Origin of the sequence: Bradyrhizobium sp. SUTN9-2, assembly GCF_003122645.1 — a bacterium.
Lineage (GTDB): Bacteria > Pseudomonadota > Alphaproteobacteria > Rhizobiales > Xanthobacteraceae > Bradyrhizobium > Bradyrhizobium yuanmingense.
In genome coordinates, this window is sequence record NZ_LAXE01000001.1 from 3362446 (window position 1) to 3387230 (window position 24785).

A 24785-nucleotide genomic window follows, 5' to 3' on the forward strand; every position below is an offset into this window, starting at 1 on the left:
CTGATCTCTCTGCACAGTTTCTGGACAGCGAAGCTGGCCTTGTCTAAAAGCGCTTTGGCCCGCAGATATCAGCCTTAACGGTCTGGTTTGGACCGCGAAAAGCGGGCCCAAGCATACCCGATTGGATGAACATGAGCGGCGTCAACGAGATCAGGTCGACCTTTCTGAACTTCTTTGCCGAGAACGGCCACGAGATCGTGCCGTCCTCGCCACTCGTGCCGCGCAACGACCCGACGTTGATGTTCACCAATGCCGGCATGGTGCAGTTCAAGAACGTCTTCACCGGCGTCGAGAAGCGGCCCTATCAGCGCGCCACCACCTCGCAGAAATGCGTGCGCGCCGGCGGCAAGCACAACGACCTCGACAATGTCGGCTACACCGCGCGCCATCTCACCTTCTTCGAGATGCTCGGCAATTTCTCGTTCGGCGATTACTTCAAGGAGCGCGCGATCGAGCTCGCCTGGAAGCTGATCACGAGCGAGTTCGGGCTGAAGAAGGACAAGCTGCTCGTCACCGTCTACCACACCGACGACGAGGCGGCCGGCCTGTGGAAGAAGATCGCCGGCTTCTCCGACGACCGCATCATCCGCATCCCGACCTCGGACAATTTCTGGGCGATGGGCGACACCGGGCCGTGCGGCCCGTGCTCGGAGATCTTCATCGACCGCGGCGAGCACATCTGGGGCGGTCCTCCGGGATCGCCGGAAGAGGACGGCGACCGCTTCCTCGAATTCTGGAATCTCGTGTTCATGCAATACGAGCAGGTGACGAAGGAGGAGCGCGTTAATCTGCCGCGTCCCTCGATCGACACCGGCATGGGCCTGGAGCGCATGGCCTGCATCCTCCAGGGCGTCGAGAGCGTGTTCGAGACCGACCTGTTCAAGAACCTGATCGACGCGACCTCGTCCGCGCTCGGCAGCGGACCGAACGAGCAGAACGTCGGCTCGTTCCGCGTCATCGCCGATCACTTGCGCTCGTCCGCCTTCCTGGTCTCCGACGGCGTGCTGCCCTCGAACGAGGGCCGCGGCTATGTGCTGCGCCGGATCATGCGCCGGGCGATGCGCCATGCCCAGCTCTTGGGTGCCAAGGAGCCTTTGATGCACCGCCTCGTCTGGGCGCTGGTGCGCGAGATGGGCCAGGCCTATCCGGAATTGATGCGCGCGGAAAAACTGATCGAGGAAACGCTGCGGCTGGAAGAGACCCGCTTCCGCAAGACTCTCTCGCGCGGCTTGGCCATCCTCGACGAGAAGAGCGCGTCCTTAAAGAAGGGCGACATGTTCGACGGCGACGTCGCCTTCACGCTCTACGACACCTACGGCTTCCCGCTCGACCTGACGCAGGACGCGCTGAAGTCGCGCGGCATCGGCGTCGACCAGGCGGCGTTCACCGACGCGATGGAGCGCCAGAAGGCCAAGGCGCGCGAGTCCTGGAAGGGCTCCGGTGAGGCGGCCTCCGAGGCGATCTGGTTCCCGCTGCGCGAGAAGCTCGGCGCCACCGAATTCCTGGGCTACGAGACCGAGAGTGCCGAAGGCGTGGTCTCGGCGCTGGTCAAGGATGGCGCCGAGGTGACGAGCCTCAAGGCCGGCGAGACGGGTGCGATCGTGCTGAACCAGACGCCGTTCTATGCGGAGTCCGGCGGCCAGGTCGGCGACACCGGCGTGCTCTCGGGCGAGGGCGGCATCAAGGTCCGCGTCACTGATACGCAGAAGAAGCTCGGCGATCTCTTCGTCCATATCGGCACGGTCGAGAGCGGCGAACTGAAGCTCGGCACGGCGCTGCAGCTCGAGGTCGATCATTCCAGGCGCTCGACCATCCGCGCCCATCACTCCGCGACCCACATCATCCACGAGGCGCTGCGCCAGGTGCTCGGCGATCACATCGCCCAGCGCGGCTCGATGGTCGCGCCGGATCGGCTGCGCTTCGACTTCGTGCATCCGAAGCCGATCACGGCCGAGGAGCTCGCCCGCGTCGAGGACATCGCCAACGACGTGGTGCTGGAGAACGACGAGGTCACCACGCGCGTCATGGGCGTCGACGAGGCCCGCGAGGCCGGCGCGCGCGCGCTGTTCGGCGAGAAGTATGGCGACGAGGTCCGCGTCGTCTCGATGGGCAGGACCGCGCGCGAGCGCGGCGCCAACGCGCTCGGCTGGTCGGTCGAGCTCTGCGGCGGCACCCATGTGAAGCGCACCGGCGATATCGGCCTGATCACGGTCACGAGCGAGAGCGCGGTCGCCTCCGGCGTGCGCCGGATCGAGGCGCTGACGGGCAACTACGCGCGAAAACATGCCAACGACACCATGGCGCTGGCGAAGATCGCGGCGAACGAGCTGCGCACCTCGCTCGACGACGTGCCGGCGCGCATCTCGGCGCTGATGGAGGAGCGCAAGAAGCTCGAGCGCGAACTCTCCGATGCCCGCAAGAAGCTGGCGATGGGCGGCGGCGCCGCCGCCGGCAATAACGGCGCAGCGTCGGGCGTGCGCGAGGCCGGCGGCGTCAAGCTGATGGCGCGTGCGGTCGAAGGCATCGAGATGAAGGATCTCAAGAGCCTCGCCGACGACGGCAAGAAGCAGATCGGCTCGGGCGTCGTCGCCATCGTCGGCGTCACCGGGGACGGCAAGGCCGGAATTGTGGTCGGCGTCACGCAGGACCTCACCGCGCGCTTCAATGCCGTGAATCTCGTGCGCATCGCCTCCGAGGCGCTCGGCGGCAAGGGCGGCGGCGGCCGGCCGGACATGGCCCAGGCCGGCGGCCCCGATGGCGCCAAGGCGTCCGAGGCCCTGAGCGCGATCGAAAAAGCGATGGCGGGCGCTTAGCTCAATGTCTACCGGACTGCTGAACGCTCAGCCCTTGTTCAGGAAGACGTAGTCGGCGGAGTAGGGCGCGCTCCTGAACTCGCCGGCCTTGTCGCAGGCACCGTCGAGCTTGCCGCCATGGGTGTTGATGCGCTGGACCGTGGTCACGGGCGTGAGTGCGCCGCTGCCGCGATGCGAGGTGACGTCTAGTTTCAGCCAGGGAATGTCGGCTGCGGTCGCGCCCGGCGCATTGCCGGCGGCTTTACCCGTCACCGCGCTGCCGTCGGCAAGCTCCCAGTTCGGCCCGGCATAGTGTGATCGGCATGGTCGCATCTCCGCGCGAGGGCCACAGAATTGAAAAAGGGCCGCGCTTTGGCGCGGCCCTTGATCATGTCTGGCCCAGTCGGGCGAAATTGCGGACAGCTTACGCCGCCAGCTCTTTCGTGAGGTTCTCGGCGACCTTGTCGAGGAAGCCGGTGGTCGAGAGCCAGCGCTGGTCGGCGCCGACGAGGAGCGCGAGGTCCTTGGTCATGTAGCCAGCCTCGACGGTGTCGACGCAGACCTTCTCCAGCATGGCCGCGAACTTGGCGAGCTCGGGGTTGTTGTCGAGCTTGGCGCGGTGCGACAGGCCTCTCGTCCAGGCGAAGATCGAGGCGATCGAGTTGGTCGAGGTCTCCTTGCCCTTCTGGTGCTCGCGGTAATGGCGGGTCACCGTGCCGTGGGCAGCTTCCGCCTCGACGGTCTTGCCGTCGGGGGTGAGCAGCACCGAGGTCATCAGGCCGAGCGAGCCGTAGCCCTGCGCGACCGTGTCGGACTGCACGTCGCCGTCGTAGTTCTTACAGGCCCAGACATAGCCGCCGGACCATTTCAGCGCCGAGGCCACCATGTCGTCGATCAGGCGGTGCTCGTAGGTCAGGCCCTTGGCGTCGAACTCCTTCTTGAACTCGCGGTCGAAGATGTCCTGGAAGATGTCCTTGAAGCGCCCGTCATAGACCTTGAGGATCGTGTTCTTGGTCGACAGGTACACCGGGTAATTGCGCAGCAGGCCGTAATTGAAGGAGGCGCGGGCGAAGTCGATGATGGAATCGTCGAGATTGTACATCTCCATCGCGACGCCGGCGCCGGGCGCCTTGAACACTTCCTTCTCGATCACGGTGCCGTCCTCGCCGACGAACTTCAGCGAGAGGGTGCCCTTGCCGGGGAACTTGATGTCGGTGGCGCGGTACTGGTCGCCATAGGCGTGGCGGCCGATGATGATCGGCTTGGTCCAGCCGGGAACCAGGCGCGGCACGTTCTTGCAGATGATCGGCTCGCGGAAGATCACTCCGCCGAGGATGTTGCGGATGGTGCCGTTCGGCGACTTCCACATCTGCTTGAGATTGAACTCCTTCACCCGGGCTTCATCCGGGGTGATGGTGGCGCATTTGACGCCGACGCCGACCTTCTTGATCGCCTCGGCCGCGTCGATCGTCACCTGATCATTGGTGTGGTCGCGGTATTCCATGCCCAGGTCGAAATAGAGCAGCTCGACATCGAGGAACGGGTTGATCAGCTTGTCCTTGATGTACTGCCAGATGATCCGGGTCATCTCGTCGCCATCGAGCTCGACGACGGGATTGGATACCTTGATTTTTGCCATGATCGGGGGAGCCTCTTGGGAACGGCGCTTTTGGCGCGCCACGGGAATATCCGCCGCCTCTTAGCACCTGATAGCAGCGGGCGAAAGCCAAGGGATTATGCACTTTTAGCTCATCCAGCTTGCGCAGGCGGGAAGCGGCCGGCCGGCCCTCGGCCAGACCTTCGGGGCACGTTCCAGGCGAGACTCAAAAGTCGAATCCAACCCGTTATTTCCCTTGAGAATTTTGTCAGGACAGGCAAACGACAGGCGGGCAGCGCCCGAGCCGGCCGGTCGCCGACTTGAATCGATTCCTAAGAACGGCCTCGCCAAGGCCTTGAGAGACAGTGTGAAAGCAAAGAGAGATGTCGGGGACTGACAAAAGCAAGGCCGGCCTTTCCCTCGACGGTCCCATCGTGATCCTGGTCGAGCCGCAGCTCGGCGAGAATATCGGCATGGCCGCGCGCGCCATGGGCAACTTCGCCCTCGACCGGATGCGCATCGTCAATCCCCGGGACGGCTGGCCCAACATCGCGGCCCAGCGCGCCGCGGCCGGTGCGGACCATATCCTGGAGAAGGCGCAGCTGTTCGACACGGTCGAGCAGGCGGTTGCCGACCTCGACCTCCTGTTCGCCACCACCGCACGCCCCCACGACCAAGCCAAGCCCGTGGTCGGGCCGGAGGCCGCAGCGGCCGAGATCGCAGGTCACGTCGCGACGGGCGGCAGGGCCGGCATCCTGTTCGGCCGCGAGCGCTGGGGGTTGACCAACGAGGAGGTCGGGCTCGCCAACCGCATCATCACCTTTCCGGTCAATCCGGGCTTCGCCTCGCTCAACCTCGCCCAGGCCGTGCTCTTGGTCGGCTACGAATGGTTCAAGCGCGCGACGTCGGGCGAACTGCCGCACGCCATGCCGGAGCGCTCCGAGCGCGCCTCGCAGCACCAGATGCAGGCCTTCTTCGACAATCTCGTGCGCGAGCTCGACAAGGTCGAGTTCCTGCGCCCGGCCGAGAAGCGCGACACCATGCTGGTGAACCTGCGCAACATCTTCACCCGCATGGAGCCGACCAAGCAGGACATGCACACGCTGCACGGCGTGATCATGGCGATCGCCGAGGGGCGCAAGGGTCCGGCCAAGGGCGGCGTGCTCGACGGCGAGCAGGCCACGCGCCTGCGCGCGCTGCTGGCCGAGCACGGGCAGGGCGGCGGTGTGCCCGACAGCGGCTCGACCGTGCGGGGCCTTGCCCGCCTGCTCCGCCGCAACCCGACCGACGCCGAACGCCTGCTCTGGCAGGCGCTGACGCGTGATCGCCGCTTCGCAGGTGGGTTCAAGCGCCAGACTCCCGTGGGGCGCCACATCCCGGACTTCGTCTCCTTCCCGCACCGGATCGCGATCGAGCTGGTGAACCCGGGCGAGGGCGAGGCGATTGCAGCCGATCGCGCGTCGCGGCGGGCGTGGCTGGAGGCGCGAGATTATCGCGTGCTCGACATTCGGGCCGTGGATGTGGAGCGCGATCTCGAGGCGGAGCTGGTGCGGCTTGCCGAGATGTTGGGACAGTAGGGTCAGTGGGCCGCGCTGTCATCGAAGCGGGCGGATGCGGCGATGATGGCGGCAAGCAGCGCGGCGATCAGGATGATGGCCAGTGCGGCTGTCCACCCATAGGCCTCAACGGCACTTCCGACCGCGACAGGCCCGGCCACCTGGCCGAGATTGCTGCCCTGCATCACCAGACCGGTGACAACAGGAATGAGTGCGGCGGATGGCGCGAGCAACGGGATCGATGAGATCAGGACGGCCGGCATCAGGCCACCAACCGCCGCGAACAGGATGCACAGCAGAAGCGTCGGCATATCGCTGAACATCTGCAAGAAGATGCCAGGACCTGAAAAGCCCATGGCCAGACAGGCCGCGAAGATCAGCACTGAACGCCGGGCACCGCGCGCGAGCAGGTAGCCGGCAGCGACATTGCCGATGATGTTGCTTGCGGTGGCGAGGGCACTGAGCATGCCGGCCGTGCCATGGGGGATGTTCATCCGTTCCATCAGCAGCACCGGGAGGAAGCTGAACAGCGCGAAGAACATCAGGCTGTAGAGGACAAAACATCCGGCCAGCAGAAGCGGGCCTTTGCTTGCCGCCACGTACACGGCATCGGACATCGTCCGTCGCCACGATGCCGGGGTGCGCTTCGGAGCGGCCGGAATACTCATCCACGCGGCCACGATGGCGATCGCTGCAGGACCGGCGCTGCCCCACCACAGTGCGCGCCAGTCGCTGAAGAACGTCCCGACGAGCATCGCGAGCGCAATGCCGGCCGGCATGAAGCAGCTCCACAGGGCAAGCGGAACGTCCTGTTGCCCGGACGGGACTGCTCTGTTCAGGATCGCCGGACCCGCAACAATGATCAGAAGAAATCCTGAGCCTTCTACGATGCGCGATGCGAGAAGCACCGCATAGTCGGTTGCGAGCGCGCCGATGATGGCGCCAAGGATGAGCAGCCCGAGGCCGAGAATGAGACTTCGCCGATCTCCGGCGCGGGCGACGAGGGAGCCGGCAGGGATACCGCCCAACAGGCCGAGAACAGCGATGATCCCGGTCAGCCAGCCGGCAGCGGCGAGGTCAAGGCCCAGATCCTTTTGCAGCATGGGCGTGGCGATCGCAGCCTTCCCCACCTGGATCGCGGCGACGGCGCCGGAGCCCACGACGATGCTCACCACATGCCAATGCCGATCTCGCAAGGACGAGGCAGGTGCTGCCGCCGCCATCAGGCCGCCTCCGTGAGCCGCCCAGCGGCCAGGGCGCGAGCGATCTCGGCGACATGGCGTCCCTGAAAGCGTGCCCCGGCCAGTTCGTTGGCGCTTGGACGACGATCCCCGCCGCTGCCGTCGTCGGCGAGGGTCGATGCGCCGTAGGGCGAGCATCCGGTGACCTCGTCCATGCGCATCTGTCCCTTGAATGTGTAGGGCAGCCCGACCACGACCATGCCGAGGTGCAGCAGCACGCTGTGCACGGACAGAATGGTGCTTTCCTGGCCGCCATGCTGGCTGCCCGTCGATGTGAAGACGCTGCCGACCTTGCCCACGAGCTTGTTCTCGAACCACAGGCCGCCGCACTGGTCGAGGAAGTTCTTCATCTGCGCGGCCATGTTCCCGAAACGCGTCGGGGTGCCAAGGATGATCGCGTCGTAGTCCGGCAATTCGGCAACGGCGGCGGTGTCGGCGCGTTGATCGACCTTGTATCCGGCCCTCTGCGCGACGTGGTCGGGAACAATTTCCGGCACGCGCTTGATGGCGACTTCGGCTTCGGCCTCCCGTGCACCCCGGGCCATCTCTTCAGCCATCGTCTCGATGTGACCGTAGGACGAGTAGTACAGCACCAGGACCTTCGTCATTTTGCTTCCTCGCTCTTAGGTGGGGGCTAGCAGCCAAAATAGGTCTGTGCTTGATCAGCGGTAGCGCGATAAGATCGATGAGTTCGATCGATTGGATAGATCATGCTGGACGTGCTGACGCTAGATCAGTTGCGAACATTCGTGACGGTGGCGGAATGCGGGAGCTTCCGGGCGGCCGCGGCTCGGCTGTCCCGTGTTCAGTCCGCCATCAGCCATGCCATCGCCAATCTGGAGGCCGAACTGGGTGTTGCGCTGTTCGATCGCACGGGTCATCGGCCGGTCCTGACGCCCGAGGGGCAGTCACTGCTCGCCAACGCGCGTGACATTCTCCTCAGGGTCGATGCGATGCGGGCGCGGGCCCGGGGCCTTGGCGAGGGAGTCGAACTCGAGCTTTCCCTGACAATCGACACGTTGTTTCCGATCGGCATGGTCGGCGCAGCATTGACGAAGATGCGCGCTGCCTATCCCTCGGTTTCAATCAGGCTTGCGGTCGAGCCGCTGGGTGGACCGATCGCCTCGCTGATCGACAAGCGCAGTTCGCTTGCGATCGTGGTCGGCGAGGATTTTCGCGATCCGCGGATCGCACTCGAGGCGATCTCGTCGGTCGAGCAGGTTGCCGTCGTTTCCGTCGATCACCCATTGGCGAGGCGGCAATCGCGCAACAGGATCAGCCTTCAGGATCTGGCCGATCATCTGCAGATCGTTCTGTCCGATCCGACGCCGCTGACGGAAGGGCGCATGTTCGGTGTGCTTTCGCCCCAGACCTGCCGGGTCACCAATCAGGACACCAAGCATGCGATGATTCTCGCCGGTCTCGGCTGGGGCCGCCTGCCGTTCTGGCTGGTGGAGCGCGATCTGAGGGAAAGGCGCCTCGTGCGCCTTGCCACCACCGCCCTCGGACGGCGCAGCCAGGTTGCCGCAGAAGCCTATCTCGCGCACCGGCTGGACCAGCCGCTCGGACCAGCCGCGCTGGCTTTTCGCGAGGCCTTGTTGCAGATCGCCGAGGCGTAGGCGGACACGGCTCGAGGCGCGTCGCGTGCTCGACATTAGGGCAGTGGATGTGGAGCGGTGATCTGGAGGCGGAACTGGTGCGGCTTCAGGGGATGATGGCCAAGTCGGCCTGAGCATCGGGCCGCACGGACCCGTCGCCTGCAAGTGCGCAACCAAGGGCTGTGCATAGACAAGATTGGTTGCTATGAAGTCTCTGGAAATTGAGTGGGGACTGCATGTTTGGAAGGATCGGCCGCGCAGGAGTTCGTGCGGCAGCAAGCTTCGGTGTTGTGGCGCTGACGGCCTTGCTCGAAATGTCAGGCGCTCGCGCGGAAATGCCGTTGGCTTCCAAGTGTAACGCGGTCGGCAATTTCAGCCTCGATGACAGGATCGCAGGCTGCACCGCCATCATTCAGGCGGCGGGGACGGGCATGCAGCAAGGTGTGGTCATGGCGCGCTTCCGCCGCGCCATGTTCTACCGCCAGAAGGGCGAGATCGACCTTGCGATAGCGGACTACAACGAGATCATTGAGCGCGATCCGGGCAATCTGAACTCCCGCATCGCGAGGGCTTCTGCGCTGATCCAAAAGCGAGAGCCCGAGGCTGCGCTGCTTGATTATGCCAAGGTGATCGAGCTCGATCCGAAGAATACCTACGCCTATATCGGACGTGCTCACGTCTATTCGGCGAGACGCGACTTCGTCCGTGCCATCGCCGATTATGATCAGGCCCTTCTGATTCATCCGGACAATGTCATAGCGCATGTCGAACGAGGCCTCTCTTACGTCCGGAATGGGGATCCCGATCGGGCCATGGCTGACTGCGATCGTGCGGTCGAGATCAGCCCGCAAAACGGTGGAGGCCAATTGTGCCGCGGTCGAGTTTACTTCGCAAAGGGTAAGAGAGAGCTCGCGTTGGCCGCACTGGATCAAACCATCCAGATCAAACCCAGAAGCGAGAATTTTTACTACTTCCGAGCCGAATCCTTTTCTCAACTGGGTGAACTCGACCGCGCGATCGCCGACTATGACCGGATCATCGAGCTAAACCCACAGAGCCGGTCTGCCTATGGTTGCCGGGGCGTCGCCTATTTTCAAAAGGGTGATTACGATCGCGCCATTGCCGATTACAATCAGGTGATCCAGCTGGCACATAAGGGTCAAGGAAACACCGGCGATCGGCAGAGGCAGCTTCAAGGTCAGGATGCAGATCCCATTTCTGCGTCCGTCGCAGGTGAATCGATTGCGCTCGCGTCCACGGATGGCCCCGTGCTCCGCGCTCGGGGTGGGGCCTACCACGCGAAAGGGGAGCTTGACCGCGCTATCGCAGACTTCGATGACGCGATACGCCTCAACCCCAAGGATAAGGATGCATTCGGGCTCCGCGCCAACGCGTACAAGGCCAAGGGGGACTTCGGCCGCTCGCTCGAGGACTACGATCAACTCGTGCAGCTCGATCCCAAGGATGCGCGCGCCTACTTTCATCGTGCGAGGCTCTATTGGCAGACCGCTTCCTTCGCCCAATCGTTGACCGATCTGGATCAGGCGATCGAGCTCGATCCGAAAGGTGCCTATCCAGTCATCTGGCGCGAAATTGTTGCAAGGCGCAGCGACCAACCGAGCCGGCTGAGCGAGGCTGCAAAGCGGCTCGACGCGACGAAATGGCCCGCGCCGGTCGTCAACCTCTTCCTGGGTACGACGACGCCGGAGCAAGTGCGCAGCGCAGCGGACGATGCCGACCCGGCGAAGAAGAAGGGGCAGGTCTGCGAGGCGAATTTCTATATTGCCGGCGAGCCCTGCAGAGCGGCTCCAGGGAAGAGGCGTTAAAACTGTTCGAGCAGGCGGCTGCCGATTGCCCGAGGACCTTTATCGAGAAGTCGGCCGCCGACGTCGAGCTTGCCGCGCTGCGAGCGAGCCGCTGATCGAGCGGACGGGTCCGTAGGCGGGCAAATCAAAGCTTACAGTTGAGACGGAATGGTGGGCACGGCGCGTCGCGCCTTTGCCCACCCTACGAAGTCATCGTAGCCCGGATGGAGCGCAGCGCGATCCGGGACAGTGTCCCCTTTACGAAGCAAGAACCGTCACACGGCCTCCAACTGCTCCGCCGCGCGCTTCTTCTTCGCCTTGGCCTGGCCGAGCAGGGGGCCTGCCGTAAGCGCCGCGGTATCCGCGACGGCCGGGTCGCGCGAGATCATGGCGGCGACGATGGCGCCGTCGATGATGAGGCCGAGCTGATGCGCCAGCACAGCGGGCTCGGCTGAGCCGAGCTCGCCGGCGAGCTTCTCGATGTGGCCGAGCACGATCTTCTTGTGCTTCAGCGCGATGTTGCGGAATTGCTTGGCATCCTTGTCGTGCTCGCCGACGGCGTTGATGAAGGGGCAGCCGTAGAAGCGCTCTTCGGCGAACCAGCTCTTCAGCGCGGGGAAGATGCGCGTGAGTTTCGCCTGCGCATCGCCGCCGCCTTGCTCCATGGCGCCGATGAACCATTCGCGCCATTGCTTGCCTTCGCTCTCCAGCACCGCGTTGACGAGGTTGGTCTTGGAGCCGAACAATTTGTAGAGCGTGGTCTTGGCGGTGCCGGCCTCTTCGATGATCGCATCGATGCCGGTGGCGTTGATGCCGTTCTTGCAGAACAGATGCGTTGCGGCGCTGAGCAGGCGCCCGCGTGCGGATTCGTCGTCGCCGGCAGCGGCGTGGGGCGGATTCTTCTTCGATGACGGCTTTGCCATGAGCGACAACTTAATCGCAGCCGCCTCGCATCAGCAAGCCGCATCTGTTCGGCGCCGAAAAGATTCGCATCCGCGCGCGCGTCTGCTCCGCCTTTGAGCAGGAGTGGGCTGACCAATCTGCAGGCAGCGACGCTTAAGCGGCTCCAAAGCCTCGCCTTTTGTTTTTCGCGAGATCTGGCACGCTCCATGCAAGGAAACAGACCGTTCGGTATCCTGCCGATTTCCACTTCTGCCAGGGAGAAGATTGATGACTGCCGTCGTTCAGAAGACAGTGCTGACGGGGTGCCTCGCGCCCATCGACAAGAACGGGCTCGAGCAACTGATTGCCAACGGCAAGGCAAACCCGAAGGTCATTAAGACCTTGAAGTGCAAGACGGTCGCGGAGGGCAAATTCCGCCACGCCAACTATATCCGCAACCTGCCGCCCTACATCGTCGACGAGCCGCCGGGGCTTTTGGGTGACGACACCGCGCCCAATCCGTCGGAAGCCTCGCTCGCCGCGCTCGGCTCGTGCCTTGCGGTCGGCCTGCATGCCAACGCCGTGCACCGCGGCTGGATCGTCAACAAGCTCGAGCTCGAGCTCGAAGGCGATCTCAACATCACCGCGGTCTGGGGCACCGGTGACACCTCCGACAAGCCGGTCGGCTTCACCGATGTCCGCGTCAAGGTGGACATGGAATGCGAGGGCATCTCGCCGGACGAGATCAACGCGCTGGTCGCCCATGTGAAGAAATGGTCGCCGGTCGCCAACACCTTCACGCGGCCGGTCAATCTCGAGGTCGGCATCTAGCAGACGGCAATCAGGACAGGGTGCGGGAGACGATCATGGGTTCACTGGCTATATCGCGGGCCGACGTTCTGGATCAGCCCGCACCGTCCATTGCGGACGAGGTGGCGCGGATCGCGCGCCAAGAGCTTGCGCCGCTCGCAGCCGGCATCGACGACGGTTCGGTCTATCCGGCCGAGGTGCTGCGCAAGTTCGGCGCGGTCGGGGCATGGGGCAGTCACGTGCCGCACGAAGGCCCCGCCGATCTGCGTTGCGCGATCCAGGCGATGGCGGCGATCGGCGAGGTCTGCGGTGCCACGGCCTTCATGGCGTGGTGCCAGAACACGCTGGTCTGGTACGCGGCGAACTCCACCAATGTGAAGCTCGCAAAGCGCTTCGGAGATGCCTTCTCGACCGGCCGCGTGCTTGGCGGCACCGGGCTCTCCAATCCCATGAAGAGCTTCTTCGGCATCGAGAAGCTCAAGCTGAAGGGCCGCAAGGTCGAGGGCGGCTATATCGTGCGCGGTGCGTTGCCCTGGGTCTCCAACCTCGGGCCTGATCACTACTTCGGCACCATCTTCGAGCGCGAGGATGATGCGGGCATCGCAAGTGGCGAGCCCGGCACTGTCATGTTCCTGGCCGATTGCTCCGACCCCGCGATCACGCTGACGCCCTGCAAGCCGTTCCTCGCGATGGACGGCACCGGCACCTATGGCGTGCAGTTCCGCGACGCTTTCGTGCCCGATGAGCTGATCCTGGCCGATCCCGCCGCGCCCTTCGTCAAGAAGATCCGCGCCGGCTTCATCCTGCTGCAGGCCGGCATGGCGCTGGGGGTGATCAAGGATTGCATCAACATCATGGACGATGTCGACAATCTCCTCGGCCATATCAACCGCTATTTGCCGCAGCAGCCGGTGCATTTCCGCGAGCTCGCCGCCGAGCTCGAGGCCGAGACCATGGCGCTGGCGCGCGATCCCTACAACGAGGAGGAGACCTACTGGCGCAAGGTGATTGCGCTGCGGCTGCGCGCCGGCGAAGCCAGTGTCGCGGCGGCGCATGCGGCGATGCTGCATTGTGGTGCCCGCGGCTACCTCAAGAGCCACCGCGCGCAGCGGCGCCTGCGCGAGGCCTATTTCGTCGCGATCGTCACGCCGGCCACCAAGCAGCTGCGCAAGATGCTGGCCGAGTCCTGAGTTCTACGAGTCCACCCGAAGACCCCCAACCTCAACGGAGAGGCTGCCATGACTGACGTTCTGATCACTGCCGTCGAACTCGCCGATCTCTTGAAGACCGAGCCGTGTGTCGTCATCGACACCCGCAATCCCGACGCCTACGCCGCCGGCCATCTGCCGGGCGCCGTCAACGTGCATGAGATCTTCACGTTCCTCGCGACCTCCACGCCCGAGGGCATGGCCGAGCTCAAGACCAAGTTCGCCGATGCGTTCGGCAGCGCCGGTCTTTCCGGCAAGGAGACGGCGGTGATCTACGAACAGTCGATGAACTCCGGCTTCGGCCAGTCCTGCCGCGGCTATTACCTGCTCACCATGCTCGGCTATCCCAAGGTGAAGGTGCTGCATGGCGGCTTCGACGCCTGGTCGTCCGCGGGCTTCCCGGTGACCAAGGATGTGCCCGCGCCTGAGAAGGCCTCGTTCTCGATCGTGCCTGAAGCGGGCGAGATCCTGATCGACGCCAAGACCATGCTCGCCGCCGTCGGCAAGCCGGGCATCGCGATCCTCGACGTCCGCGACGTCGACGAGTGGATCGGCGACAGCTCGTCCCCGTACGGCAAGGATTTCTGCCCGCGCAAGGGCCGCATCCCGGGCGCGGTGTGGCTGGAATGGTATCGCATGATGAAGCCGACCGTCGAAGGCCCGCGCTTCAAATCCAAGGACGAGATTCTGGCGGAATGCGCCACGGTCGGCATCTCGCAGACTACGCCGGTCTATCTCTACTGCTTCAAGGGGGCGCGCGCCTCGAACACGTTCCTGGCGCTGAAGAACGCCGGCGTGAAGGACGTGCGGATGTATTTCGGCTCCTGGAACGAATGGTCGCGCGATCCGTCGCTGCCGATCGAGCAGGGCTTGCCGATTGCGGCTGACGTGACGACCAAGGCGGCGTGAGCAAGCGCCTCGTCCTTCGAGACGACCGCTTCGCGGTCTCCTCAGGATGAGGCTAAGCGGCACCGGTGTCTGTTGATGCTGTTGCCGCGCCCTCCGACCTCATCCTGAGGAGCCCGCCTAAAGCGGGCGTCTCGAAGGATGGGCCCCTTGCGGACGAGGCGCGATTCCCAGCGCCTTGATCCGTGAGGCCAGCGTGGTCGGCTTGAGGTCGAGCATCTCGGCGGCGCCGCCGGGGCCGAAGACTTTTCCGGCGCAGGCCTCAAGCGCGGCGAGAATGTTGGCGCGCTCGTGGTCGCGCATTTCCGACGACGTCATGATTGCGGGGCGCGCGTCGGGCCTCTGGCGGGTGGCGCCGCTGGGCGCTTGTTCACCTGAAGGATCGGGCAGATCGATGCGCAGGCGGCCGTTCTGCGACAGGATCGCAGCGCGCTCGATCACGTTCTGGAGTTCGCGGACATTGCCGGGCCAGTTGTAGCGGGTCAGCCGCCGCGCATCGCCCTCCGACAGACGGAGGTTCGATTTCAGCGCCTTGCTCTCGCGCGTCAGGAAATGCTGGGCCAGCAGGGGAATGTCCTCGCGCCGCTCGCGCAAGGGGACGGTCTCGATCGGAAACACGTTGAGGCGGAAATAGAGGTCTTCGCGAAAGCGGCCGCGCTGGACCTCCTGCTTGAGATCGCGATTGGTCGCGGCGATGACGCGAACGTCGACGGCGCGGGTGCGCGCCTCGCCGACGCGCTCGAAATGGCCTTCCTGCAAGACGCGCAGCAGCTTGCCTTGCAGCTCGAGCGGGATCTCGCCGACCTCGTCGAGGAATAGCGTGCCGCCGTCGGCGAGCTCGAAGCGGCCGATGCGGTCGCGCGTTGCGCCGGTGAAGGCGCCGCGGACATGGCCGAAGAACTCGCTCTCGAACAATTCGCGCGGGATCGCGGCGCAGTTGACGCGGATCAGCGGCCGGTCGCTGCGGGTGGAATCCTCGTGGATGGCGCGCGCGATCAGCTCCTTGCCGGTGCCGGATTCGCCGGTGATCATCACCGCCGCGGTGGTCGGCGCCACCAGCTTGACCTGGCGCAGCGTCTTCTGGATCGCCTCGCTTCCCCCGATGATGCCGCGCGGGTTGGTCTCGATGCGGATTTCCTCCTGGAGATAGGCGTTCTCCAGCTCGAGCCGCTCGCGCAAGCGGTCGACCTCGGCAAGGGCCGCGTGCAGCTTCTCGGCGGCCTCGCGGCGCTGGCTGACATCGCGAAACACCACGACGGCGCCGACCACGACGCCGCGATCGCGGATCGGCGTCGATGTGTATTCGACCCAGGCGGGCGAGCCGTCCTTGCGCCAAAACACCTCGCCATCGACCTGGTGCACGGCGCCGTCGCGGAACGCCGCATAGATCGGGCAGTCGTGGCTGTGATAGTGCCGGCCATCGTGGTGGGTGTGGTGGACGATCGGGTGGATCTCCTTGCCGACCAGCTCCTCGGCGGTCCAGCCCAGCATGCGCTCGGCCGCAGGGTTGACGAAGGTGGTCTTGCCTTCGGCGTTGACGCCATAGATGCCTTCGCCGGCGGCGCGCAGGATCAGCTGGTTCTCGCGCTCGATGTCCTGGAACACGCGCTCGACCCGCTGCCAGGTCGAGATGCCGCCGCGCATATGGTCCTCGGCGGCGGCATCGACATTGCGCCGGCGGCGGGCTTCGAGGTCGGTCAGCGTCAGCAGCAGCAGCGAGCGGCCGTCATGCGGCAGCAGGCAGCCGGCATATTCGAGCTTGAGATCTTGCCCGGTCGCGTGGCGTGGATTGAGCGCCGTGGTCCAGTAGGCGCCCTTGTGCAGCACGGCCTGGGTGAAGACGGTGAGGGCGGCAAGCTCGCCGGCGTGGAGCGTGCTGGCCCTGGTCTGCCGCAGCAAAGCGCGGTCGTAACCGAGCAGGGCGCCGGCGGCGGGATTGGCATCGACGATCTGGTCGCCAAAGGGATCGACCAGCAGCATCGCCTCGACCGAGGATTCGAAGGCCGCGATGCGCGGGTCGATGACGGGGGCCACCTCGTCGTGGGCGGGCATTGGCGTCGTTGCCATTGCGAAATCTCGTAATTGAACTACGAAATCTCGTTTATCACGAGTTTTCGTAGCGGCCAAGCGCGGGTGAAAATGCTGCGTCATCAAGGCAATGCCTGCCTATTCGTCGGTGGCATGCTCCTTGCGTAATTCCTTCTCGCATTGACGCGCAGGAGGGCCGATGTCCACGTTCGACAATCCGTTTGATCCCGATCGCAAGCTTCGAGCCGGCTGTGTTTGCGGCCAGCATGGTTCCGACGCAGAGCATGAGCAGGCCACGGCGCTGTATTGCGAGCCGGTCGCAAGCGAAGAGAAGCGCTACGAGGGCGTGGTCGCCTCCGCATTGATGCGCGCGATGTTTCCGCAGGACGTGGCGCGGCGCGCCTTCCTGAAGTCGGTCGGCGCGTCGACCGCGCTCGCGGCGCTGTCGCAATTCTTCCCGATGAAGACGGCGACCGAGGTGTTCGCGCAAGCCGGCGCGCCCGAGAAGAAGGACCTCAAGGTCGGCTTCATCCCGATCACCTGCGCGACGCCGATCATCATGGCAGCGCCAATGGGCTTCTATGCCAAGCACGGCCTCAACGTCGAAGTGGTGAAGACCGCCGGCTGGGCCGTGATCCGCGACAAGACCATCAACAAGGAATACGACGCCGCGCACATGCTGGCACCGATGCCGATCGCGATCTCGCTCGGCCTTGGCGCCAACGCCATTCCGTTCACCGTCCCGGCCATCGAGAACATCAACGGGCAGGGCATCGTGCTGGCGAGCAAGCACAAGGACAAGCGCGATCCGAAGGACTGGAAGGGGCTGAAATTCGCCATCCCCTTCGACTATTCCATGCACAATTATCTCTTGCGCTATTACCTCGCCGAGCACGGTCTCGATCCCGATACCGACGTGCAGTTGCGCTCGGTGCCGCCGCCGGAGATGGTCGCGAATTTGCGTGCCGACAACATCGACGGCTTCCTCGCGCCCGACAACATCTGCCAGCGCGCGATCTATGACGGCGTCGGCTTCATGCATCTGCTCTCCAAGGAGATCTGGGATGGCCATCCCTGCTGCAGCTTTGCTGCGAGCCGCGAGTTCATCACGTCAGCGCCGAACAGCTTCGCGGCGCTGACGCGGGCGATCGTCGATGCCACCGCCTTCGCCTCGAAGGCCGAGAACCGCAAGCAGATCGCCGAGGCGATCGCGCCGGCGAACTACATCAACGCGCCTGTCACCGTGCTGGAGCAGGTCCTGACCGGCACCTACGCCGACGGCCTCGGCGGGGTGAAGACCGATCCCAAGCGCGTCGATTTCGATCCGTTCCCCTGGCAGTCCTTTGCGGTTTGGATGCTGACGCAGATGAAGCGCTGGGGCCAGATCAAGGGCGACGTCGACTACAAGGCGGTGGCCGAGCAGGTGTATCTGGCAACCGATACCAAGAAGCTGATGACCGAGATGGGCCTCACGCCGCCGGCGAGTGCCTACAAGTCGTTCGCGGTGATGGGCAAGAATTTCGATCCGGCCAAGCCCGAGGATTATCTGGCGAGCTTCAAGATCAGGAAGGCGTCGTGATGGCCCGCGCTCTATCTTCACCTCGCCCCGCTTGCGGGGAGAGGTCAGATCGCTCTTGCGATCCGGGTGAGGGGGTACAGGTCCCTCGACAATCTCACGTGTCGAGGGAGGCCCCTCACCCCGACCCTCTCAGCGCGAGCGAAGCTCGTCGCGCCCCCGTAAGAACGGGGAGAGGGAGATGACCGCCTCCCTCCGCCTCCGCGCCGGCCTCGTCTCCATCGTGCTGCTCGCCGCCTTCCTCGGCATCTGGCATCTCGCCACACGCTCGACCGGCACGACGGCGACGATGAGCCCGGAATACGCCAAGCTGATGGGCCTCACGGCGACGCAGGGCAAATCGGCGATGCCGGGGCCGCTCGATGTCGGCGCCAAGCTCTGGGAGCATCTGAAGCGGCCGTTCTACGACAACGGGCCGAACGACAAGGGGCTCGGCATCCAGCTCGGCTATTCCATTGCGCGCGTCGGCACCGGCTATCTGCTGGCCGTGCTGGTGGCGATCCCGCTCGGCTTTCTGATCGGCATGTCGCCGCTGCTGAGCAAGGCGCTCGATCCGTTCATCCAGGTCTTGAAGCCGATCTCGCCTTTGGCCTGGATGCCGCTCGCGCTCTACACCATCAAGGATTCCTCGGTCTCCGCGATCTTCGTCATCTTCATCTGCTCGATTTGGCCGATGCTGCTCAACACGGTGTTCGGCGTCGCGAGCGTGCGCAAGGAATGGATCAACGTCGCGCGCACGCTCGAGGTCGGCACCGTCAGGCGGGCCTTCACCGTGATACTGCCGGCAGCGGCCCCGACCATCCTGACGGGCATGCGCATCTCGATCGGCATCGCCTGGCTCGTGATCGTCGCCGCCGAGATGCTCGTCGGCGGCACCGGCGTCGGCTACTTCGTCTGGAACGAGTGGAATAATTTGTCGATCACCAACGTCATCATCGCGATCCTCCTGATCGGGATCGTCGGAATGCTGCTCGACCAGATCCTGGCGCGCTTCACGCGCATGGTCACGTTTCCGGAGTAGAGGCGATGACCGACAAGTTCATCTCGATCGAAGGCATCGCCAAGCGCTATCCAGGTGCGGGCGGCGCGACGACCACCATCTTCGAGAACCTCTGGCTCTCGATGGCGCGCGGCGAGTTCGCTTGCGTGATCGGCCATTCCGGCTGCGGCAAGACCACGGTGCTCAACATCCTCGCCGGGCTCGATGCGCCGAGCGAGGGCGCGGTCATCGTCGACGGTCAGGCGATCTCGGGCACCAGCCTCGACCGCGCCGTGATCTTCCAGAGCCATGCGCTGCTGCCCTGGCGCACGGTGCTCGGCAACGTCGCCTATGCCGTCAGCTCGAAATGGCGCAGCTGGGACCGCGCCAAGGTAAGGGCGCATGCGCAGAAATTCATCGATCTGGTCGGCCTCTCCGGCGCCGAGCACAAGCGTCCCTCAGAGCTGTCAGGCGGCATGAAGCAGCGCGTCGGCATCGCACGGGCGCTGTCGATCACGCCGAAGATGATGCTGATGGACGAGCCGTTCTCGGCGCTGGACGCGCTGACGCGCGGCACGCTGCAGGACGAGGTGCGGCGGATTTGCCTGGAGACCGGGCAAACCGCGTTCATGATCACCCACGACGTCGACGAGGCGATCTATCTCGCCGACAAGATCTTTCTGATGACCAACGGTCCCGGCGCGGTGCTGGCGGAGGTGGTCGAGAACCCGCTGCCGCGGGACCGCGGCCGCACCGACCTGCACCGCCATCCGCTGTACTACGCGCTGCGCAACCACATCATCGATTTCCTGGTGACGCGCAGCAAGACTTTTACCACTGAAAAGCCGGATCACGATCCGCGCAACGTGCCGACGGTGCAGATCGGCAAGCCCGGGCTCTCGATCGCATCAAGCGGCGAAGAGCCGCGACAGACCTGGATGCCGGGGACAAACCCCGGATTGAGCGCCTAGCAAGGAGACCCTAATGAAACGCGAAGACCTCACCGAAAAACTGCTCGACATCAAGCGCGAGAAGGGCTGGAGCTGGAAGCACATCTGCGAAAAGATCGGCGGCTATTCCGAGGTGCTGATCGTCGGTGCGATCATGGGCCAGATGAAGCTGACGAAGCCGCAGGCTGCCAATGCCGGCGAGCTGTTCGGCCTGTCGAAGGCGGAAGTTGCGATGCTCAACGAGGTGCCGATGCGCGGCACCGGCACGCCGATGCCGCCGACCGACCCGCTGATCTACCGCTTCTACGAGATGGTGATGGTGAACGGTCCGGCCTGGAAGGCGCTGATAGAGGAGGAGTTCGGCGACGGCATCATGTCGGCGATCGACTTCGACATGGGCATCGAACGCGTCGCCAACCCCAAGGGCGACCGCGTCAAGATCACCATGAGCGGCAAGTTCCTGCCGTATAAATATTACGGCGCCAGTGGCAACGTGCCGGAGTATGGCTTCAAGGAGGAGTGACCGCGGCGAAGGCGGCGCGCAGCTCGCCGACCGGCGCCATCTCGCGGATGTAGGTGAAGGACCCCTTGTCCTTCATCTCGCGCGCGCAGTTCAGTAACGCTGCGAGCGCGTAGCGCGACATGGCTCCGCCGACGCTGATGCGCTTGACGCCAGCGGCGGACAATTGGTCGACGGTTAGCGTCGGGTCGGCAAAGCCCATCACGTGGTTGAAGGGCTTGCCCAGCGAGGACGCCACCGTCCTGATCGTGGCGAGATCGTACAGGCCCGGCGCGTAGAGGACGTCGGCGCCGGCGGCCTCGAAGGCTTGCAGGCGGCGGATCGTATCGTCGATGTCCTTGCGGCCGTGCAGGAAGTTCTCGGCCCGCGCGGTCAGCGTGAACGGAGTGGGCAGCGCGCGTGCCACCTCCACCGCGGCCTGGACGCGCTCGACGGCGTGGGAGAAGTCGTAGATCGGGCGATCGCGATCGCCGCTGAAATCCTCGATCGAGCCGCCCACCGCGCCAGTGTCTGCGGCACGCCGAATAGCTTCGGCGGCGCGTCTCGGCTCATGTGCGCCGCAATTCTCGAGGTCGACGCTGACGGGCAGGTCGGTCGCTTCCACGATCGTGCGTGCGTTGGCGAGGATGACGTCGAGGCTGACGCCGCTGCTGCCGAGCATGTTGGCGACCCCGAGGCTCGTAGTGGCCAGGGCTTCGAAGCCCATCGCCGCGAGCAGCTTCGCGGTGCCGGCATCCCATGGATTGGGAATGATGAAGGCACCGGGCCGCTCGTGCAACGCGCGAAACGCTCTCGCCTTGTCCAACTGGCTCGTCATGGCTCGTCTCCATTGTCTGTCCCAACGAGCTTTAGGCGCACTTTCGTCATCCGCCAAATTTGTTATTCTGTGAGATATCATCAGCTTTTTGCATGAGGTCGCGATGGACAGTGACGCCCTCAACACCTTCCTGACGGTTCATCGCAGAGGCGGGATTTCGCATGCCGCGAAATTCCTGCACCGCTCGCAGCCGGCGATTTCGCGCCGTATCGCTCTACTGGAGCAGGAGCTCGGCGTTCCCCTGTTCGAGCGGGTGGCAGGCCGCACCCGGCTGAGCGATGCCGGGCGCGTGCTGATCCCCTATGCCGAGCGCGCAGTCGCCGCGGCGCAGGATGCCGAACAGGCGATCCGCGCACTGACCAAGCAGAATGCAGGGCCGGTTTCGCTGGCCGTGACCGGGACGCTCGCTGACAGCCGCCTCTCGACCATCATGAAGCGGTTTACCAAGGAGCATCCCGCCGTCGTGCTGAGCTTGCGGACGGCGACCAGCGCGGAGGTCAGCGATCTCATCCGGCGCGGCGAGGCCACGATTGGCCTGCGCTACAACGCCGACCGCTCCGGCGATCTCGCCTGCGAGCAGATCCTGCGCGAATCGTTGCAAGTGGTCTGTGCGCCCGACCATCCTCGCGCCGGACAGCGGGTGAAACGCCTCGCCGAGCTTGGTGGCGAGCGCTGGATCGCATTCCCCGAGATTCGCGGGCGCCGCGAGATTGCCGCGGCTCACGTGTTCGCGCTGTTTCTGACGCGGGGACTTGGCGAGGTGGAATGGACGGCCGTGGACAGCCTCACTGCGCAGAAGCGGCTGGTGGAATCGGGCTTCGGTCTTGCACTGCTGGCAAAAAGCCATGTGGCGGAGGAGCTGCGTGCGGGCTCGATCGCGACGATCGCCGTGGGCGACCTTGATGCGCACCAGGATATCATCCTCGTCACGCGTCGTGACGGGTTTTTGAGCGCTGCCGCAGAGCGCCTGCTCGAAACCATCCGCCGCAACTATGCCGGGCCGAATGTCTCGACCACGCGGGAAGGCAGAAGAAGAACGCCGGCGCGCAAGGCTATTGCGCGCCAGCGGGTCGGTTGACTCGATTATTTCCCCGCCTTCACCTCGGCGGCGGCAACTGCGAGCAACTCGCTCATCTTGGCGCGAATCGCCTGCTCGGTGACGGTGACGTTCTTGGCGGCGAAATCGGCCGTCAGCTTGCGCACGACGTCGGCATCGCCGGCCTCCTCGAAATCGGCCGCGACGACCTCCTTGGCATAGGCGATGGCGGCATCACCCGTGATGCCGAGCTTCTCGGCTGCCCACAGGCCGAGCAGCCGGTTGCGGCGGGCCTCCGCCTTGAACTTCTGCTCCTCGTCGAGGGCGTACTTCTTCTCAAAGCCTTCCTGGCGTTTGTCGAACTCGCTCATGCCTGTTCCAAATCCTCGCTGAATGGAGCGGGAGCCTTCCGTTGCGGCGACCCGGCTGCATGCCTACATAGATAGCACGAATCGGCAAAACAACGGGCCGTTAAGCCGCAGGCAAGACGGTATAAGTTGGTGCCGGACGGCCGGATCGATTGTGCTCGGACAGCCAATCGGATAGGTTGCCTAAGGCTTGGTTCCCGTTCTGTTTCCAACGGGTTATAGATGGGTTCCTGGCCGTTCACGGCAGCTCCGCTGTGGGTCGTAATCCTAGTCAACCGGAGCACACCAAATTCATGGATTTCAACAAAACACGGTACATCCCCATGAGCCGTCGGCGTCGCATTTATGAAGGCAAGGCAAAGGTTCTTTACGAAGGCCCCGAGCCCGGTACCCTGATCCAGCACTTCAAGGACGACGCCACCGCGTTCAATGCGAAAAAGCATCAGGTGATCGAGGGCAAGGGCGTCCTCAACAACCGGATCTCGGAGTACCTGTTTCAGCACCTCAACGACATCGGGGTGCCGACCCATTTCATCCGCCGCCTCAACATGCGCGAGCAGTTGATTCGCGAGGTCGAGATCGTGCCGCTCGAGGTGGTGGTGCGGAACGTCGCCGCCGGCTCGCTGTCGCAGCGCCTCGGCATCGAGGAGGGCACGCAGCTGCCGCGCTCGATCATCGAGTTCTATTACAAGAACGACCAGCTCAACGACCCCATGGTGTCGGAAGAGCACATCACAGCCTTCGGCTGGGCGACGCCGCAGGAGATCGACGACATCATGGCGCTCGCCATCCGCGTCAACGACTTCCTCACCGGCCTCTTCCTCGGCATCGGCATCCGCCTCGTCGACTTCAAGATGGAGTGCGGGCGCCTGTTCGAGAACGAGATGATGCGCATCATCGTCGCCGACGAGATCTCGCCGGACAGCTGCCGGCTGTGGGACATCAAGTCGAACGAGAAGCTCGACAAGGATCGTTTCCGCAGGGATCTCGGCGGCCTGCTCGAGGCCTACACCGAAGTTGCAAAGCGTCTCGGCATCCTAATGGAGAACGAGCGTCCCCAGGGCACCGGCCCGGTGCTGGTGAAGAGCTGAAGAGGACTTTTGACGTGAAGGCACGTGTCACCGTTACCCTGAAGACGGGCATCCTCGACCCGCAGGGCAAGGCCATCGAAGGCGCGTTGAAGTCGCTCGGCGTCGACGGCGTCGCCAGCGTCCGCCAGGGCAAGGTGTTCGACATCGAGCTCGCCGGCGCCGACCAGGCCAAGGCGGAGGCGGCGCTGAAGGAAGCCGCGGACAAGCTCTTGGCGAACACCGTGATCGAGAATTATGCGATCGAGATGAAAGCCTGAGCGGAGTGGCGGATATCGGCAAAGAGCTGATTTTCGAGCTGCTGAAGCAGGTCGAGCAAACGCTCGGTGATGTCGAATACAAGATCGACGAAATCAGGTCTGAGCTGAGCGCCTGTCGAGAAGAGCAGCTTCTCATGCTGCACGACCTTCAGGTGGCGCAGAGCACGTGGTCTGGCAGACGAGGCATGTAACCAGTCTGAGCGTCTGGACTCACAGCCATCCCGCCCGCCGAAAGCGCCAGTACAGCGACCCGCATGCCGCCAGCATCACGCCGAGCAGCATGAAATAGCCGTACTCCCATTCCAGCTCCGGCATGTGCTTGAAGTTCATGCCGTAGATGCCGGCGAGCGCGGTCGGGACCGCGATGATGGCGAGCCAGGATGCGAGCTTCTTGGACACCGCCGTCTCCTGGGCCTGGCCGACCAAAAGGCTCGCCTCGAAGGCGAAGGCCAGCACCTCGCGCATGGAATCGATGCGCTCCTGGATGTTGCGGACGTGGTCGGTGACGTCGCGGAACAGCGGCTGCATGGCCTGCCGCACCATCGACAGGTCGTCATGCTCCAGCCGGCGGCAGACCTCCACCAGCGGGCCGATCGCGGTCCTCAGCCGCAACAGGTCGCGGCGCAGCATGTAGAGCCGCTCGATCTGCGCCTTGCTGATCTGCTTGGAGAGCACGTCATCCTCGATGCTCTCGATCTCGTCGTGAATGCTCTCCAGCACGGGCGAGTAATTGTCGACGATGAAATCGAGGATGGCATAGAGGATGTA

At 64.4% G+C, this 24785-nt stretch carries 23 protein-coding genes and 1 pseudogene; 15 read left to right on the forward strand and 9 right to left on the reverse strand.

Going from position 1 to position 24785, the window contains the following annotated elements; all coding sequences use genetic code 11:
* Positions 1 to 131: 131 nt before the first annotated feature.
* On the forward strand, positions 132 to 2813 hold the full coding sequence (gene alaS / locus XF30_RS15395; protein ID WP_192893152.1) for an alanine--tRNA ligase: 2682 nt from the start codon (positions 132 to 134) through the stop codon (positions 2811 to 2813).
* 27 nt (positions 2814 to 2840) lie between these two features.
* On the opposite strand, the pseudogene XF30_RS15400 reads toward alaS, so the two are convergent.
* Together XF30_RS15400 and XF30_RS15405 are read right to left on the reverse strand one after the other, a co-directional pair.
* Positions 2841 to 3131, reverse strand: a pseudogene (locus XF30_RS15400) (DUF3455 domain-containing protein); the annotation flags it as partial.
* Between the two features lie 85 nt (positions 3132 to 3216).
* Positions 3217 to 4431, reverse strand: coding sequence for an NADP-dependent isocitrate dehydrogenase (locus XF30_RS15405; RefSeq protein ID WP_109143210.1), 1215 nt, complete (start codon positions 4429 to 4431; stop codon positions 3217 to 3219).
* 341 nt (positions 4432 to 4772) lie between these two features.
* Between XF30_RS15405 and XF30_RS15410 the strand changes: the two genes are divergently transcribed.
* Positions 4773 to 5966, forward strand: coding sequence for a TrmJ/YjtD family RNA methyltransferase (locus XF30_RS15410; protein ID WP_109143211.1), 1194 nt, complete (start codon positions 4773 to 4775; stop codon positions 5964 to 5966).
* Between the two features lie 2 nt (positions 5967 to 5968).
* Here the strand turns inward: XF30_RS15410 and XF30_RS15415 are convergent, their stop codons facing one another.
* The gene (locus XF30_RS15415) at positions 5969 to 7168 is read right to left on the reverse strand and encodes an MFS transporter (RefSeq protein WP_109143212.1); all 1200 of its coding nucleotides are present in this window, start codon (positions 7166 to 7168) and stop codon (positions 5969 to 5971) included.
* Entirely contained in the window at positions 7168 to 7794 is a 627-nt protein-coding gene (gene wrbA, locus XF30_RS15420) for an NAD(P)H:quinone oxidoreductase (protein WP_036012985.1), read from the reverse strand. Before wrbA ends, XF30_RS15415 begins: the two co-directional genes overlap by 1 nt.
* Before the next feature lie 102 nt (positions 7795 to 7896).
* On the opposite strand from wrbA, the gene XF30_RS15425 reads away from it, so the two are divergent.
* Entirely contained in the window at positions 7897 to 8805 is a 909-nt protein-coding gene (locus XF30_RS15425; RefSeq protein WP_109143213.1) for a LysR family transcriptional regulator, read from the forward strand.
* A gap of 215 nt (positions 8806 to 9020) precedes the next feature.
* Positions 9021 to 10610 carry a tetratricopeptide repeat protein gene (locus XF30_RS15430; protein WP_244608959.1) on the forward strand — a complete coding sequence of 530 codons (1590 nt, stop codon included), beginning with the start codon at positions 9021 to 9023 and terminating at the stop codon, positions 10608 to 10610.
* Positions 10611 to 10864: 254 nt separating this feature from the next.
* Here XF30_RS15430 and XF30_RS15435 read toward each other — a convergent pair whose 3' ends face one another.
* Positions 10865 to 11512: a TetR/AcrR family transcriptional regulator gene (locus XF30_RS15435; protein ID WP_036012964.1), complete on the reverse strand. Its 648-nt coding sequence runs from the start codon at positions 11510 to 11512 to the stop codon at positions 10865 to 10867.
* A 247-nt stretch (positions 11513 to 11759) separates the two neighbouring features.
* Between XF30_RS15435 and XF30_RS15440 the strand changes: the two genes are divergently transcribed.
* The 3 genes from XF30_RS15440 to XF30_RS15450 are packed head-to-tail and all read left to right on the forward strand — an operon-like array spanning position 11760 to position 14398.
* On the forward strand, positions 11760 to 12302 hold the full coding sequence (locus tag XF30_RS15440; protein WP_027576569.1) for an OsmC family protein: 543 nt from the start codon (positions 11760 to 11762) through the stop codon (positions 12300 to 12302).
* Between the two features lie 35 nt (positions 12303 to 12337).
* Positions 12338 to 13471, forward strand: a complete 1134-nt coding sequence (locus XF30_RS15445; RefSeq protein ID WP_192893153.1) for an acyl-CoA dehydrogenase family protein — start codon at positions 12338 to 12340, stop codon at positions 13469 to 13471.
* A 48-nt stretch (positions 13472 to 13519) separates the two neighbouring features.
* Positions 13520 to 14398 (forward strand): sulfurtransferase, encoded by an 879-nt coding sequence (locus tag XF30_RS15450; RefSeq protein WP_109143215.1) that lies wholly within the window; start codon positions 13520 to 13522, stop codon positions 14396 to 14398.
* Between the two features lie 117 nt (positions 14399 to 14515).
* Here the strand turns inward: XF30_RS15450 and XF30_RS15455 are convergent, their stop codons facing one another.
* The gene (locus XF30_RS15455; protein WP_109143216.1) at positions 14516 to 16462 is read right to left on the reverse strand and encodes a sigma 54-interacting transcriptional regulator; all 1947 of its coding nucleotides are present in this window, start codon (positions 16460 to 16462) and stop codon (positions 14516 to 14518) included.
* Positions 16463 to 16622: 160 nt separating this feature from the next.
* Here XF30_RS15455 and XF30_RS15460 point away from each other — a divergent pair, with 160 nt between their 5' ends.
* The 4 genes from XF30_RS15460 (at position 16623) to cynS (ending at position 20451) form a co-directional block, all read left to right on the forward strand.
* Positions 16623 to 18002: a CmpA/NrtA family ABC transporter substrate-binding protein gene (locus XF30_RS15460; RefSeq protein ID WP_109143217.1), complete on the forward strand. Its 1380-nt coding sequence runs from the start codon at positions 16623 to 16625 to the stop codon at positions 18000 to 18002.
* 178 nt (positions 18003 to 18180) lie between these two features.
* Positions 18181 to 19020 (forward strand): nitrate ABC transporter permease, encoded by an 840-nt coding sequence (gene ntrB / locus XF30_RS15465; protein WP_109143218.1) that lies wholly within the window; start codon positions 18181 to 18183, stop codon positions 19018 to 19020.
* A 5-nt stretch (positions 19021 to 19025) separates the two neighbouring features.
* The gene (locus XF30_RS15470; RefSeq protein ID WP_109143219.1) at positions 19026 to 19949 is read left to right on the forward strand and encodes an ABC transporter ATP-binding protein; all 924 of its coding nucleotides are present in this window, start codon (positions 19026 to 19028) and stop codon (positions 19947 to 19949) included.
* 13 nt (positions 19950 to 19962) lie between these two features.
* Positions 19963 to 20451, forward strand: coding sequence for a cyanase (gene cynS / locus XF30_RS15475; protein WP_025037304.1), 489 nt, complete (start codon positions 19963 to 19965; stop codon positions 20449 to 20451).
* On the opposite strand, the gene XF30_RS15480 is transcribed toward cynS, so the two are convergent.
* Positions 20438 to 21265: an isocitrate lyase/PEP mutase family protein gene (locus XF30_RS15480; protein WP_109143220.1), complete on the reverse strand. Its 828-nt coding sequence runs from the start codon at positions 21263 to 21265 to the stop codon at positions 20438 to 20440. The two genes, cynS and XF30_RS15480, sit on opposite strands and share 14 nt — an antisense overlap.
* 103 nt (positions 21266 to 21368) lie before the next feature.
* Between XF30_RS15480 and XF30_RS15485 the strand changes: the two genes are divergently transcribed.
* Complete coding sequence (locus tag XF30_RS15485) at positions 21369 to 22343, forward strand: LysR family transcriptional regulator (protein WP_109145726.1); 975 nt, start codon at positions 21369 to 21371, stop codon at positions 22341 to 22343.
* Between the two features lie 5 nt (positions 22344 to 22348).
* Here the strand turns inward: XF30_RS15485 and XF30_RS15490 are convergent, their stop codons facing one another.
* On the reverse strand, positions 22349 to 22672 hold the full coding sequence (locus tag XF30_RS15490) for a DUF1476 domain-containing protein (protein ID WP_036027850.1): 324 nt from the start codon (positions 22670 to 22672) through the stop codon (positions 22349 to 22351).
* Positions 22673 to 22992: 320 nt separating this feature from the next.
* Between XF30_RS15490 and purC the strand changes: the two genes are divergently transcribed.
* From purC to XF30_RS15505, 3 genes are read left to right on the forward strand one after another with little or no spacing between them, the layout of a single operon-like run.
* Positions 22993 to 23760 carry a phosphoribosylaminoimidazolesuccinocarboxamide synthase gene (gene purC / locus XF30_RS15495; RefSeq protein ID WP_172782948.1) on the forward strand — a complete coding sequence of 256 codons (768 nt, stop codon included), beginning with the start codon at positions 22993 to 22995 and terminating at the stop codon, positions 23758 to 23760.
* A 14-nt stretch (positions 23761 to 23774) separates the two neighbouring features.
* Positions 23775 to 24017 (forward strand): phosphoribosylformylglycinamidine synthase subunit PurS, encoded by a 243-nt coding sequence (purS, locus tag XF30_RS15500; protein ID WP_109143221.1) that lies wholly within the window; start codon positions 23775 to 23777, stop codon positions 24015 to 24017.
* A 5-nt stretch (positions 24018 to 24022) separates the two neighbouring features.
* Positions 24023 to 24208, forward strand: a complete 186-nt coding sequence (locus XF30_RS15505) for a hypothetical protein (protein WP_036012948.1) — start codon at positions 24023 to 24025, stop codon at positions 24206 to 24208.
* 19 nt (positions 24209 to 24227) lie between these two features.
* Here XF30_RS15505 and XF30_RS15510 read toward each other — a convergent pair.
* Positions 24228 to 24785, reverse strand: a 558-nt coding sequence (locus XF30_RS15510) for a CorA family divalent cation transporter (RefSeq protein ID WP_283811138.1), incomplete at its 5' end; no start/stop codon positions are given.